The sequence below is a fragment of the Microcoleus sp. S28C3 genome, assembly GCF_036700785.1.
GTDB lineage: Bacteria > Cyanobacteriota > Cyanobacteriia > Cyanobacteriales > Microcoleaceae > Microcoleus > Microcoleus asticus.
Genome location: NZ_JAUBPO010000053.1, coordinates 1 through 12,986, shown reverse-complemented (window position 1 = coordinate 12,986; position 12,986 = coordinate 1). Strand labels below are relative to the sequence as shown.

The window sequence follows — 12,986 nt, the reverse complement described above, 5'->3', positions numbered from 1 at the left end:
GGGGGTGGAAAGATGACCCGGAAACCTTACCTATCCTCAAACAACGCGCTCAATCAGACGATGATTCGAATGTGCGAGAAGCAGCAGTACAAGAATTAGCACGGGGGTGGAAAGATGACCCGGAAACCTTACCTATCCTCAAACAACGCGCTCAATCAGACGATGATTCGAATGTGCGATATGCAGCAGTAGAAGAATTAGCACGGGGGTGGAACTATCAGCCTGGGATATTTGGATTATTGTGCGATGTTGCTATTAATGATCCCTATGAGTTCGACTTTTTTTGGTCGTCAGATAACCCCAGGAAAACCGCTCTTGCAGCTATTATTCAGCTATATCCCGATCGCCCTGAAACTTTAGAAATTGTGCGCGATCGCGCTCAGAACGATCGCGACCAAAAACTCCGCGAATTTGCCCAGCAAAAATTGGCAGAATTAGAGCGCCAATGAGCGATCGCCTTTATTAGCGATCGGCATTTCTTCATTAACATCAACCTCATCAACCTGTAAACTTTCATTCCGCCGCCAAAACTCATCCAGCAACTGAAAAAAATACTCAAATCCCTCCCTTTCGTCTACTGAATAAAGCATGATAATTTTAGCCCAAGAATTCACCGACTGTACATTAAAGCGTTTCTGCAACCAAGGCTGAAACTCCCGATAAAACTCATTTTCCTGTTCACTTGGCTCAATCCCAAATTCTCGCCTAGCTGTTTTATAGCCAGCCAAAAACATAAACAAATCGTTAAGTGAAGATTTACCAATGTACATCCCCGGTCTAGCTTTTATCTTTTCTAGAATATCAAATAATCCACTCATTTTGACCTCTAGTTTTAACAACAGTTATATTTTACAATTTTTCTATTTCTTCTACAACAAATTGGTCGCTCGGAGAGTGAAAATCCTTAACCCACTCTTCTTTTGACATTCCATCTGTTGAGAGATTATCAAACACTAGACCTCGAACTTCAACCCCGTAATGTTTGCCGTTAACTGTAATTGATTCTGTAATTCCCTGACTTTCTAGACGTTCGCTGATGATATAATCCTCATCCTGATACTTTGTTCTCAGTCTGAGAATCTTTCCCTGAATCCCTTGTTGTTCTAGCCATTCCATAACAGCAGTAGCACAGCGATCGCATTCAAGAATTTTAAATTGACTGACTATATTTCCAATCTCTCGATAAATCTCTAAACTTGATAAATAGCTCATCTCTTTACCAAGACCTTAGACAAATAGACATCTCCAACAATTCCCGTGGGGTAGACATCTTGCCTCCCCTTGACTGGCTATTCACTAGATGTCTAATAATATAATACTCTAGCATAAAATAGCGAGCGATCTTGATGTGATATAAATAAAAAAAGCAAAAACAAAATTATGACTGTAGCAACTAAAATACCAGAAGCCTACGCCGAAATAGTTGAGTTCTTGACCGCCGGCACAACTCCCGAAAGCATTATTAACTTTCAACTATCCGAAAAAGCCAAAGAACATATCGCTGACCGAATTTATCAACATAACAATTGAGTGATATATTTTAACTTTTGAAAACCTTAAAATCGTTATCATAAATAGTATAATTAAGCTGAGATACTTCTCGGAGACAACCACAATGCAAGTCACAACCGAAGAAATTATTTATCCATGCAGCGACGGTCAGCCGATGGCAGATAGCACAATTCAATACAAATTAATTGTCACAATCAAAGAAGGTTGCGAGTCGCTTTTGAAAGATGACCCAAACGTGTTTATAGCCGCCGATTTACTGTGGTATCCGGTTGAGGGTAGAACAGATATTTCTCAAGCGCCCGATGTAATGGTCGTATTTGGGAGGCCAAAAGGCGATCGGCTTTCCTACATACAATTTCGTGAATATAATATTCCTCCCCAAGTCGTGTTTGAGATTCGCTCTTTCCGCGACTCCCAAATAAAAATTAACAAGAAATTTTCATTTTACAATCGCTACGGAGTCGAGGAGTATTACCTTTATGATCCAGAAAAAAATGAGTTGACAGGTTGGCAAAGAATTGAAGGATTGTTAGAAGTAATTGAACCGATGGAGGGCTGGATAAGTCCAAGATTGCGAGTGCGGTTTGAGTTGGGTTCGGAAGGGTTAGAAATTTATCGACCTGATGGACAAAAGTTTCTTTCCTATTCCGAATTAGATGAACAGCGAGAATTAGAGCGACGGCGCGCCGAACAAGAATTTCTGCGCGCAGAACAAGCCTCGCAGCGCGCAGAAGAAGCTTCGCAGCGGGCAGAACAAGAAGCTCAAAAAGCCGAACGTTTAGCCGCCAAACTGCGCGAATTGAACATCGATCCAGATAGCATCTAAGCTCGAACTAGGAGAATAAACCCGGTTTGTCAAAGAAATCGGGTTTCTGGGGATTGCAGTTATTTACTTTTTTCAGGGCGAACGGGGATATTTGGTCGATCGCCCCCCAGCTAAAATTACATATACTACAATATATAATACAGAGATTCGAGCCAAAATCCTTGGTACTCAGAAAAATCCTAATCGAGGCCCCTTGAATGTGCCAAAATGTTCAAGCAAACATTAGTAAATCCTACACGGAGCAATTGTTGTGGATTCCAGATATAACCCCCAATCCATAGAAGAAAAATGGCAGCAGACATGGGCTGAGCAAAACTTAGACCAGATGCCAGAAGATACGGAAAAGCCTAAATTTTATGCCTTATCCATGTTCCCCTATCCGTCGGGAAACCTGCACATGGGCCACGTCCGCAACTACACAATCATCGATGTAATTGCCAGACTCAAGCGAATGCAAGGCTATCGGGTATTGAATCCGATGGGATGGGATGCTTTTGGTTTGCCCGCAGAAAATGCCGCCATCGAGCGAGGAATTCCCCCCGCACAATGGACTTATCAAAACATTGCCCAAATGAAAGGCTTATTTCAACGTTTGGGTATTTCTTTCGACTGGACAAAAGAAGTTACAACTTGTTCTCCCGATTATTATCGCTGGACTCAATGGATTTTCTTGCAATTTTTAGAAGCAGGATTAGCATATCAAAAAGAAGCGGCAGTTAATTGGGACCCCATAGATCAAACCGTCTTAGCAAACGAACAAGTAGATAACGAAGGTCGTTCCTGGCGTTCCGGTGCCAAAGTCGAGCGCAAATTATTGCGGCAGTGGTTCCTCAAAATTACCGATTATGCCGAACAGTTATTAAACGACTTAGACAAATTGCCCGATTGGCCAGAAAGAGTCAAATTAATGCAAGCCAACTGGATCGGCAAATCAGTCGGCGCTTACTTAGAATTTCCGATTGTCGGCATGGATGAAAAAATCGCCGTTTTCACCACACGTCCCGATACAGTTTACGGCGTCAGTTACCTTGTTTTAGCGCCGGAACATCCACTAACTCAGCGCGTGACAACAGAAGACAGAAAAGCCGCGGTAGAAACCTTCATCAAAGAAGTTGCACTGCAAAGCGAGATCGATCGCACAGCCGAAGACAAACCAAAGCGCGGCATCCCCACAGGCGGCAAAGCAATCAATCCTTTCAGCGGCGAAGAAATTCCCATTTGGATCGCCGATTATGTGCTGTACGAATACGGCACCGGCGCAGTCATGGGAGTACCCGCCCACGACACGCGAGATTTCAAATTTGCCAATCAATATCAACTGCCAATTAAAGTAGTAATTGTAGATGATGATGAAATGCCGCTGACGGAAGCTTACACCGAACCCGGAATTATGATTAATTCCCAAAGCTTCAACGGCATGGATTCAATTAAAGGAAAAGCAGCGATTATTCACCATGCCGAAGATGCAGGTTGTGGCAAAGCGCGAATCCAATACCGCTTGAGAGATTGGCTAATTTCTAGACAGCGTTATTGGGGCGCTCCGATTCCGGTAATTCACTGTCCCAACTGCGGCACAGTACCCGTACCCCAATCGGATTTGCCCGTATTATTGCCGGAAAATGTAGAATTTACTGGCAAAGGTTCGCCCTTGGCAAAGATGGAAGAATGGGTAAACGTTCCTTGTCCGAGTTGTGGCACTCCGGCGAAGCGGGAAACAGATACGATGGATACTTTTATCGATTCATCGTGGTATTTTTTGCGCTATCCCGATGCTCAAAATCAAGAGCAAGTCTTCGATAGGGCGAAGACCAATGATTGGATGCCCGTAGACCAATATGTGGGCGGCATCGAACACGCCATCTTGCACTTACTGTATTCCCGGTTCTTTACCAAGGTTTTGCGCGATCGGGGTTTGATCAATTGTGACGAACCATTTAAACGCCTGTTAACTCAAGGCATGGTACAAGCAATGGCCTACAAAAATTCTGTTACTGGCAAATACGTTCCCCCAGCAGATATAGACCCCGCAAATCCCAAAGATCCTCAAACGGGCGAAGCTTTGGAAGTCTTCTACGAGAAGATGTCCAAATCAAAATATAACGGTGTTGACCCCTTGGAAGTTATGGGCAAATATGGGGTAGATACGGCGCGGATGTTTATTTTATTCAAAGCACCACCAGAGAAGGATTTGGAGTGGGACGACGCCGATGTGGAAGGGCAATTTCGCTTTTTAAATCGCGTTTGGCGCGTGGTTACAGAGTTTGCTGGACGAGTCCCTGCCACCCCCGCTCAAGCAGGAGAGAATGCTGAATTAAGTAAACCGGAGAAGGATTTGCGGCGGGCGATTCACACTGCAATTAAGGCAGTGAGCGAAGATTTGGAGGGCGATTATCAGTTCAATACTGCTGTTTCTGAAATGATGAAACTCAGCAATGCTTTGAATGATGCTAAATGTAAAGATTCGCCAATTTATGCAGAAGGAATTAACACTTTGATTCGCTTGTTAGCGCCTTTTGCGCCGCATATTGCTGATGAATTGTGGCACAATACTGGTAACAGTGAATCGGTACACGTGCAAACTTGGCCGAGTGTCGATACCTCTGCATTAGTTACCGATGAAATTACGCTGGTAATTCAAGTTATGGGCAAGACTCGCGGCACAATTCAAGTGCCTTCTGGTGCTGATAAAGCTGCTTTGGAAAAGTTTGCTCGCGAGTCGGAGTTGGCTAAGCGCCATCTTGAGGGTAAGGAGATTAAAAAGGTAATTGTGGTGCCTGGGAAGTTGGTTAATTTCGTGGTAGCGGGATAAAGATGAGAAACCCGGTTTATTGAAGAAACCGGGTTTTTAATACTTGCATTTAAGAATTAGCCAGTCCAAAAATGAGTAAGCTAAACAATGGTCAACAACGTTTTTTGAGAGGGCTATTGTGTTTAGGAAAACTTTGGGCGATCGCCTACATTGCTTCCTGTATACTCTTGTTTATTCTGCAAAATCGTTTGATCTTTCAGCCAACACCTGCAATCGCCAAAACACCCGATGCTTTTAACATCGCTTACCAAGAAGTTTGGTTGCCAGTTAAGAGTCGATCGCGCAAAATTGAAAAACTGCACGGTTGGTGGCTGCAAACCGCAAATCGACAATCATTAGGAACTCTATTGTACCTGCACGGCAGGGGTTTTAACATCGGTGCGAATATCAATCAATCTTACCGCTTTCGGCAATTGGGTTTTTCGGTTTTGCTAATTGATTACCGGGGTTACGGCCGCAGTCAAGGCAGCTTTCCCAGCGAAGCTCGGATATATGAAGATGCGGAAACAGCTTATAATTATTTAGTGAAACAGCGGCAATTGTCGCCCAGCGAAATCTTTTTGTACGGTCATTCAATGGGAGGTGCTGTTGCTGTGGAATTAGCGATCGCACATCCAGAAGCTGCGGGATTAATTGTTCAAAGTTCGTTCACTTCAATGCTTAATATGGTAGAACACTACAGTTTGATGCGGCTTTTTCCGGTGCGGCTGCTGCTGAGGCAAAATTTTGATTCTTTTGCTAAGGTTAAATTGTTGCGAATTCCGGTTTTGTTCGCCCACGGAACTGCTGACCCTTTGATTCCCGCTGCGATGAGTAAACAGTTGTATGCTGCTTCTCCTGAACCTAAGAAAATTTTACTTGTTGCTAATGCTAAGCACAATAATGGAGATGCTTTTTTTAACAGTAGCGAATACCGCCAAACTATTGTTGATTTTGCAGATACATTTAGAATGAGATGAATGCCGATTACGCTCTCTATCTGTAAATTATTTGTACTTTATCTCCAAATTCTAGCTGCAATACTGATTGAGCGCTGCCGCCATTAACGGCAATTTCTACCCAACCGTCAGAACCAGTTATGGCAATTAAATCGCCCGGTTCGCTGTCGCTGTAGGTTTTACCGCTGGGGATGCGAATTGCATCAGAACTATTGGTAATTGTTACTGACCAATTGTTACCTATAATGCAATTATTGGGGATATTAGTAATTAGGTTGCCGAAGCGATCGACATATTGGATGCTGCCTTCTAAACCTGTGGCTGTAACGGCACAATTTGGTATCTCTAACTCGACTAAACTTGCAGGGTCGATCGCCTCCCCCAACTCTTCCAAAGCCACCCCGTTCGCCAAGTGAGCGCCCGCTGCTGCAAAAATATCGCGACCGTGAAAAGTGCTGCTGGGTTGAGGTGTGCGCCAGTATTTGGGGTTGGTGAGTTCGACAGAGGCGATCGCACTTTCCCGACTCAACACCCCGCTAAACAACCCGTTATCCGGCCCGACAAGAAAGCAATTAGCACATTTAATCGCAACCCCGCGTCTCTTGCTTCCCACACCCGGATCGACGACAGCAACGTGTACGGTTTCCGGGGGAAAATAAGCAAAAGCAGTCATCAAACAAAACCTCGCGGCCGCTATATTTTGAGATGGTATTTGGTGCGTAATGTCAATGACTTTTAACTGCGGGTTAATTTGGGCGATCGCACCTTTCATCACTCCCACATAAACATCGCTTAATCCAAAATCCGTAAGCAGAGTTATAATTCTATTTTTAGACATATATCCAAAAGTAAAAATATGGTATCACAATGGGAAAACTTTCTGCAAAACTTGGGAGAATGGCACGGTTCCTTCACTCAGCTATCAACGCGAGGAGAGGTACTTCAAGATACTCCTAGCATTATTTCTCTCGAAGGTTTCAATGACAACAAAAATGTGCGATTGAAACTCCGTCTGTTTTCCCCAAATCCTAGCGGTGTGGGCGAACCGGAAGTGAGCGAACTTGTTCGAGAATATCAAACTTTGGGACGAGATATCCTGTTTTTTGAGAATGGAGCTTTTTCTCAGGGTACTATTCAACTAGCGCCTTATTCTGAGTGCGGTGCCGAGTTTGGTTTTATCTACAATTATCGTCGGTTGCGCTTCCCTCTGACATACAATACCGACGGCAATTTATCAACACTTATCTTAATTCGGGAAAAGCAGCTTGATAAAAATGTCCCCGAACGTCCGCCTTTAACTGTTGAGGATTTGCTGGGAGAATGGGAGGGCGAGGCCGTGACAATGTATCCAGATTGGCGTTCTCCTGACTTTTATTCTACCAAAATGCAATTGCATTTGGAAAGTGGCGATCGCCTAGTGAACAAAATCACTTTTGGCAGTAATGCTACTGTTATCACTTCTAGCGCCAGCATTGACGGTTCAGTTCTGCACTTTAACGAAGGTGCTTCCCCCGTGCAAGTTGTGCTCCTTCCTGACGGCGGTTCTTGCACTTTACCTGTCAAGATTGAATTGAGAAAACCTATATTTTTCGAGGCCGGTTGGTTGGTAGAACCTGACTTGCGGTTTCGGATGATTCGCAGTTACAATGAGCGGGGTGAATGGATCAGTTTGACTTTAGTTACTGAACGCAAAGTTAGTCATTAGTCATTATCAGTTGTTGATGATTAAGATTTAGTCTTTTGGGCGGACTAGAAGCCCACCCCACAATAAACTTGATGTATTGTGGAACTGGCATCTTGCCCGTTCTAAAAATAGTACAAGATATCAGCACTACAAACATTTTTCAGATTTAGGAACCGGATTTTGTTTCCTGAGTTTGCGATTGAATCACGGCACTCCAGTCATCATTGTTAACAGCAGCTTCCAAATCCTTAGCGCGTTCGCCGTCACTTTTTGCCGCTGTTTCTAACTCTTTGGTAAGAGTAGAATCTGCCATTGCTTTGCGCAATTTCAGCTTCTTTTCCTCATAAGCTTTTTGTTCTTCCGCAGACATTGCCGATCGCGCAGCTTGACCTACCGTAGCCGCCCACATTTCGCTTTCAGCACCGTTTCCAGGTGGAATGCTTCCGAGTTCGGCTATCCACATATCCCGCAAACTTTCCATTTCTTCCCGCTTCGGGAATTTGAAAGTTTGCACGCGCAGGAAAGCACAATTTTCTGCGCCATTTTGGGCGATGTGACCGTTGATTGAAAGCAGGATATTTCTGGAATAACCGATAAACTGAGTGTGGCGGGAAGTGTCCATTACAGCGTAAACGCCGGCGACTTTCGCGTTAGTAGCCAAATCGCGCCATGTATCGATCGACATTACTTGCGTGCCGTCATTTTCTAATTCAGAAATAGTGGCTGCTGCGCTGTGTTCTGAGTCGGAACTGTATAAAAAGTTGTGCAGTCCTTCATGGGCGACAGGTACGTTTTGATGTTCAATTGCTACGTCTCGATCGGCATTCACTTGATTAGCTTCCATAAAACCCAATTCCTCAAAAAATGTCAACTTTACTCATTAAATCCCACTTTCAGGGGCGGGCAAGATGCCCACCCCAAAATAAAGTTCTCTTTGTGGAACAGGCATCTTGCCTGTTCTACTGTTTTTGTGACCCTTATCTACTTAACTTAGTGCAATTTGTTGCAATTCCTCGTCAGTCAGTTTAACTTCGAGCGCCTGCACAGAGTCCTCAATACTCGATACTTTGGTCGCACCGGGAATCGGAACGACGCAGGGCGATTTTGCCATCAACCAAGCTAATACTATACAGTAAACAGAAACGTTTTTTTCTTTGGCTAATTTGGCGATCGCGGGCATATCTTGCAAGCTGGTGACGCGGCGGCTTCCTCCCAAAGGGCTCCAGGGAAAAAATGTCAGTTTTTCGGTTTCGCAATATTCCAGCACGCCGTCTGATTCTGGCTGTCTGTGCCAAGGATTGTACTGATTCTGAACCGAGACAATTTCTACTGTATCGCGGGCGCGTTTGATCTGCTCAACAGAAAAGTTGGAAACTCCAATAAATCGAATCATCCCTGCTTCTACTGCTTCTTTTGCAGGTGCTAGGGCTGCTTCGATGGTATAAGCCGGATCTGGCGAGTGATATTGCCAAAGGTCGATCGGTTCCTTGCCACCCAACGCTTCAAAACTTTCGCGAATTGTCTGGCGCAAATGATGGGGATTGCCGTTGCGCGTCCATGCACCTTGAGGCCGCATTAAGCCGCCTTTAGTGGCGACAGTAACGGCCCGAGTATCTCCGGTGTACTGTTCCAAAGCTTTGGCAATGAGTTGCTCATTGTGATGTTTGTCGGATTCATCTTGGCAGTAGGAATCTGCGGTGTCAATTAGGGTGACACCCAAATCGAGGGCGCGGTGAATTACCGCAATTGATTGCGATTCTGGCGGCCGGCTGGTTAAGGACATTGGCATACCTCCAAGACCGATCGCGCTGATAGTAAAATTACTGTTTCCCAGTTGTTTCCTTTTCATTTATTTGCCCTCGTTTGCGTGGTTTATTTCCAGTTTACATTTCAAGGATAGGTTAAAATTTTACATTTATTTAACTATCTAAGTAAATAGAAAAAAATATTTTTTAGATAATCTCTTTTGCCTTTAAAATGTATATTTCAATTCCCTATTCCCCACGTGTTAAATCCTCTTCCTCTGAAACATAATAGACAATCTAGATGTGCAGCAGCTTACCTACCTACTTAACTAGCTGGAAGCGCTGGTGTAAAAGCGGAGTGCAAATTGCCAGAAGTAGCGGGAAGCGCACAAAAGCCCGATCGCTAATATTCCAGCCCCTGCTATCCAAACTATATCACCTCTGCCCAGCATTGCTTCTGCCGGTACTGTGGTGAAGAAGGCGACGGGGACTACGAATGTGAAGAAAAATCGGTAAGCTACGGGATAAGCTGTCATTGGAAATCTACCGGCTTCTAACAATCCTCTGAGAACTTCCGTAACATTGTAAATTTTGACAAACCAAATACTCATAGCACCTAACATAAACCAGATGCTGTAAAGACTTACCATGCCAAATAACAGCGGTATTGCAGTTAGGAAATAGTTGCCGGTTTCTACTCCCAACTTGTTAGCAGCATACAGCAACAATACGGCGCCAAAGATGATATCGGGTATTCCCCAAGGGGAAACCGTGTTTGCAGACAGCCAGAATTGAGAACTAATTGGTTTCAGGAGGACGAAATCGAGGGTGCCTTGCTGCACTCGATCGACAATACGGCTGAGGTTGGGCGCGAGAAAGGTTGACGAAAACCCCTGCAAAACCGTAAAAATGCCGAGTACAACTAAAGCCTCTTCCCATTTCCAGCCCGAAAAAGTGTAGCCAGTACGATAGAACAAAAACAGCCCAAACAAGCTGCCAGTAAGATTTCCGAGGCTGCTGAGGGCCGCGAGGACAAAGTTAATTCGGTATTCTAGTTCCGCTGCGATCGCCGCACCCCAGAACAATTTCAGTACGTGCAAATATCGTCTCATGTTTATCGCCATTTTTTGCCGTGTAAATACTTAAATTTCCATATTGTAAAGGTTGTGTGAAATTAATTGCTGTACGCCTGCTCATTTCACTATAACAATAAATTATTTAGACCGCTTACTTAAGTAGTTTTACTGACATCCAGTATGAAGTTATTTAACAAAATTTAAACAAAAACTACAATAATTATTAATTTAAGTCAATCTTAAGCCAAGATATTTTGGCAATTATTAATATTGATTTATGTTTTCACAAAAGCATGGTTGATTCATTAGGAATACTAATGTGTTACAAATTTTAATATTATAAATATTTGAGAAACATCTAGGCATACCCAAACGGAACACTTAGGATGGTGCATACGTACTCAAAAGGAATACGTCACGATAAGTACGTAATTCTACGTACAAAAGAGGGTTCAAGAAATTTGCTTAACTAACAACACGTAAGGAAAAAAAGACATGGATGCTTTAACATTATCGAGACTGGGCGTCAAGCACACCAAGAGTGCAGTAGCCGAATCGCTGCGGATCAATACAGGATACGACGTGACAAGCCCAGTCACTTTTTACGGGATTGTCAACGAGCGCTGCAATGTTAAATGCCGCCAGTGCGAGTATTGGCGCCTCAAAGAATATAAAGACGAAATGACGATCGAAGAATGGCAAAATGCCCTCTTGAGCGTCAAAGAATTTGTGGGCGAATTTTCAATCAACTTTAGCGGCGGCGAACCTTATATTAAAAAAGGTTTTCTAGACTTGCTGGCCTTTGCGAATAAAAACGGCATCCACGCCGGTGTCACCACCAACGGTTATTGCATGACCAGGGAAAACGCAGCCAAAACTGTCGCTGCTCGTCCTTTTAATGTGAATATGTCAGTTGACGGGCCGAATGCAGAACTGCACGATTATTTGCGGGGTCAACCGGGATTGTTCGATCGGCTTTCTAAAGGAATCGGTTATCTGCGCGAAGAACAAGAAAAACAGAACGTCCTGTTTCCGATCAACGTCAAACCGACAATGAACCGACTCAATTTCCGCCACCTCCCGGAAATAGTCACCTGGGCTCAGGGAATTGGGGCGACGACGGTGAACTTCCAACCTGTCAACCGCTGGACGCCAGAAACATACGAGGAATTGTGGATTGAAAAAGAAGACATGGAGGAATTTGCACAAGTAATCGAGCGCCTAATTGAAATGAAGAAAAACGGCGCTCCGATTATGAACAGCGATGAAGTGTTGCGATTGATGATTCCTCACTTCGCGGAAGAAAAAGCTCCAGATTCAACTCGTCCTTGTCGCGTTGGACTGCGCAATTACTGGATTGATACGCGCGGCGATGTGAAATTGTGCGATGAGTTTCCGGTAATTGGTAATGTGAAAGAGCAAAGCGCCCGCGCTATTTGGTACGGTGAAAAAGCTCAGGAAGTCCGCCGGGATACTTTGAATTGCGGTAAGCTTTGTCTGATTACTTGTGTTTCGCAAAAGACGATTTTGGACAAGGTAAAAATGGGCATGAAGTTATTAAAGAATTGAGGTGTGAGGAGTGTTAATATTGCTTGTGTTCATGGTAGCCGGGTTTTATCAGAAACCCGGTTTTTTGTTTGATGAATTGTATTCCCGTTCGCTTTTGCTAAAGGACACGGCAATGCCGTTTCCCTACCAATACAATGTTTTGTATCAGTCGTAGGGTGCGTGAGGGTGAAAAATCATTGCACTGCAGCCCTTTACTATTGACTGTCACGCACCGCTTTACCGGGGCAATATTTTTCTTACCAGCGGCAGGATTCTGGGGGAGATTTTTCTCGCCAGCGGCAGGATACCCAATGTCAGCAGGCCGAATATTTAAGCGAAAAGCAAACTCCCGATCGTCGTCGCGGTGAAGCGATGAAGCGGGAGGGAAAAATCGGGTTGCCATTTAATGGGTGTATCTTTGATTAGCCGATAGCTGGCTGAAAAGATTTGTCCGCCGCCGATCGCAGTTCCGACAAAAAAGATAATATTCTCAAGTTGGCCGCGCTTTTTCTCTTTGTCTTCGTTCTTCGAGTCGATTTCCATTTGTTCCCGATCGCCCTGACGTTCCCTCTCTTCCTGTTCCCGGTTCAATTCCACCTGTTATATTTCCACCATCTCGCAAATTGTGGATATTTTTGGCTGCAACAAATCTTGATTAGCAATCAGGTAGTTTAAGTATTTTTCAATTTGACTTTGATATTTGCGATCGCACAAACTCCGGAACTTCTGCAAAAACACCAGATTGTCGCTTTTAATTGACAAACATTTAATTTGGAGTTTAGACTAAGCAAAAATTCACTCAGAAGAAGTTGAGTGTAAATTTTGTGAGTTTAGACAGAGGTAGAGAG

15 protein-coding genes are annotated in these 12,986 nt (G+C 44.0%); 7 read left to right on the top strand and 8 right to left on the bottom strand.

What is annotated here, in order from left to right:
- Window positions 1-449, top strand: a 449-nt coding sequence (locus tag QUA13_RS16915) for a HEAT repeat domain-containing protein (RefSeq protein ID WP_333200279.1), incomplete at its 5' end; no start/stop codon positions are given.
- Here the strand turns inward: QUA13_RS16915 and QUA13_RS16910 are convergent.
- Together QUA13_RS16910 and QUA13_RS16905 are read right to left on the bottom strand one after the other, a co-directional pair.
- Entirely contained in the window at window positions 435-818 is a 384-nt protein-coding gene (locus tag QUA13_RS16910; RefSeq protein WP_333200277.1) for a hypothetical protein, read from the bottom strand. The two genes, QUA13_RS16915 and QUA13_RS16910, sit on opposite strands and share 15 nt — an antisense overlap.
- A 31-nt stretch (window positions 819-849) precedes the next feature.
- Window positions 850-1,212 carry a papain fold toxin domain-containing protein gene (locus tag QUA13_RS16905; RefSeq protein WP_333200275.1) on the bottom strand — a complete coding sequence of 121 codons (363 nt, stop codon included), beginning with the start codon at window positions 1,210-1,212 and terminating at the stop codon, window positions 850-852.
- A 168-nt stretch (window positions 1,213-1,380) separates the two neighbouring features.
- Here QUA13_RS16905 and QUA13_RS16900 point away from each other — a divergent pair, with 168 nt between their 5' ends.
- The 4 genes from QUA13_RS16900 to QUA13_RS16885 all read left to right on the top strand — a co-directional run bounded on the left by QUA13_RS16900 (window position 1,381) and on the right by QUA13_RS16885 (window position 6,106).
- Complete coding sequence (locus QUA13_RS16900; RefSeq protein ID WP_333200273.1) at window positions 1,381-1,530, top strand: hypothetical protein; 150 nt, start codon at window positions 1,381-1,383, stop codon at window positions 1,528-1,530.
- An 85-nt stretch (window positions 1,531-1,615) separates the two neighbouring features.
- Window positions 1,616-2,338, top strand: coding sequence for a Uma2 family endonuclease (locus QUA13_RS16895; RefSeq protein ID WP_333200271.1), 723 nt, complete (start codon window positions 1,616-1,618; stop codon window positions 2,336-2,338).
- Between the two features lie 250 nt (window positions 2,339-2,588).
- Window positions 2,589-5,147 (top strand): leucine--tRNA ligase, encoded by a 2,559-nt coding sequence (leuS, locus tag QUA13_RS16890; RefSeq protein ID WP_333200269.1) that lies wholly within the window; start codon window positions 2,589-2,591, stop codon window positions 5,145-5,147.
- A gap of 71 nt (window positions 5,148-5,218) precedes the next feature.
- The gene (locus tag QUA13_RS16885; protein ID WP_333200267.1) at window positions 5,219-6,106 is read left to right on the top strand and encodes an alpha/beta hydrolase; all 888 of its coding nucleotides are present in this window, start codon (window positions 5,219-5,221) and stop codon (window positions 6,104-6,106) included.
- A gap of 16 nt (window positions 6,107-6,122) precedes the next feature.
- Here QUA13_RS16885 and QUA13_RS16880 read toward each other — a convergent pair whose 3' ends face one another.
- Complete coding sequence (locus QUA13_RS16880) at window positions 6,123-6,923, bottom strand: SAM-dependent chlorinase/fluorinase (protein ID WP_333200265.1); 801 nt, start codon at window positions 6,921-6,923, stop codon at window positions 6,123-6,125.
- Between the two features lie 18 nt (window positions 6,924-6,941).
- Here QUA13_RS16880 and QUA13_RS16875 point away from each other — a divergent pair, with 18 nt between their 5' ends.
- Entirely contained in the window at window positions 6,942-7,790 is an 849-nt protein-coding gene (locus QUA13_RS16875; RefSeq protein WP_333200263.1) for a DUF3598 family protein, read from the top strand.
- Window positions 7,791-7,935: 145 nt separating this feature from the next.
- Here the strand turns inward: QUA13_RS16875 and QUA13_RS16870 are convergent, their stop codons facing one another.
- The 3 genes from QUA13_RS16870 to QUA13_RS16860 all read right to left on the bottom strand — a co-directional run bounded on the left by QUA13_RS16870 (window position 7,936) and on the right by QUA13_RS16860 (window position 10,626).
- Window positions 7,936-8,613, bottom strand: coding sequence for a GIY-YIG nuclease family protein (locus QUA13_RS16870; RefSeq protein WP_333193371.1), 678 nt, complete (start codon window positions 8,611-8,613; stop codon window positions 7,936-7,938).
- Window positions 8,614-8,754: 141 nt separating this feature from the next.
- Window positions 8,755-9,618, bottom strand: a complete 864-nt coding sequence (locus QUA13_RS16865; RefSeq protein ID WP_333200261.1) for an aldo/keto reductase — start codon at window positions 9,616-9,618, stop codon at window positions 8,755-8,757.
- 225 nt (window positions 9,619-9,843) lie between these two features.
- Window positions 9,844-10,626, bottom strand: a complete 783-nt coding sequence (locus QUA13_RS16860; protein WP_333193367.1) for an ABC transporter permease — start codon at window positions 10,624-10,626, stop codon at window positions 9,844-9,846.
- A 459-nt stretch (window positions 10,627-11,085) separates the two neighbouring features.
- On the opposite strand from QUA13_RS16860, the gene QUA13_RS16855 reads away from it, so the two are divergent.
- The gene (locus QUA13_RS16855) at window positions 11,086-12,159 is read left to right on the top strand and encodes a radical SAM protein (protein ID WP_333200259.1); all 1,074 of its coding nucleotides are present in this window, start codon (window positions 11,086-11,088) and stop codon (window positions 12,157-12,159) included.
- A 309-nt stretch (window positions 12,160-12,468) separates the two neighbouring features.
- Here the strand turns inward: QUA13_RS16855 and QUA13_RS16850 are convergent, their stop codons facing one another.
- Window positions 12,469-12,735, bottom strand: a complete 267-nt coding sequence (locus QUA13_RS16850; RefSeq protein ID WP_333200257.1) for a hypothetical protein — start codon at window positions 12,733-12,735, stop codon at window positions 12,469-12,471.
- Window positions 12,736-12,738: 3 nt separating this feature from the next.
- Window positions 12,739-12,900, bottom strand: a complete 162-nt coding sequence (locus QUA13_RS16845) for a hypothetical protein (RefSeq protein ID WP_333200255.1) — start codon at window positions 12,898-12,900, stop codon at window positions 12,739-12,741.
- Window positions 12,901-12,986: the final 86 nt, after the last annotated feature.

Bases quoted from the DNA above. Each gene is read 5' to 3' on its own strand.
- QUA13_RS16910 (WP_333200277.1), bottom strand. From the start codon at position 818: ATGAGTGGATTATTTGATATTCTAGAAAAGATAAAAGCTAGACCGGGG.
- QUA13_RS16905 (WP_333200275.1), bottom strand. From the start codon at position 1,212: ATGAGCTATTTATCAAGTTTAGAGATTTATCGAGAGATTGGAAATATA.
- QUA13_RS16900 (WP_333200273.1), top strand. From the start codon at position 1,381: ATGACTGTAGCAACTAAAATACCAGAAGCCTACGCCGAAATAGTTGAG.
- QUA13_RS16895 (WP_333200271.1), top strand. From the start codon at position 1,616: ATGCAAGTCACAACCGAAGAAATTATTTATCCATGCAGCGACGGTCAG.
- QUA13_RS16885 (WP_333200267.1), top strand. From the start codon at position 5,219: ATGAGTAAGCTAAACAATGGTCAACAACGTTTTTTGAGAGGGCTATTG.
- QUA13_RS16880 (WP_333200265.1), bottom strand. From the start codon at position 6,923: ATGTCTAAAAATAGAATTATAACTCTGCTTACGGATTTTGGATTAAGC.
- QUA13_RS16875 (WP_333200263.1), top strand. From the start codon at position 6,942: ATGGTATCACAATGGGAAAACTTTCTGCAAAACTTGGGAGAATGGCAC.
- QUA13_RS16870 (WP_333193371.1), bottom strand. From the start codon at position 8,613: ATGGAAGCTAATCAAGTGAATGCCGATCGAGACGTAGCAATTGAACAT.
- QUA13_RS16865 (WP_333200261.1), bottom strand. From the start codon at position 9,618: ATGAAAAGGAAACAACTGGGAAACAGTAATTTTACTATCAGCGCGATC.
- QUA13_RS16860 (WP_333193367.1), bottom strand. From the start codon at position 10,626: ATGAGACGATATTTGCACGTACTGAAATTGTTCTGGGGTGCGGCGATC.
- QUA13_RS16855 (WP_333200259.1), top strand. From the start codon at position 11,086: ATGGATGCTTTAACATTATCGAGACTGGGCGTCAAGCACACCAAGAGT.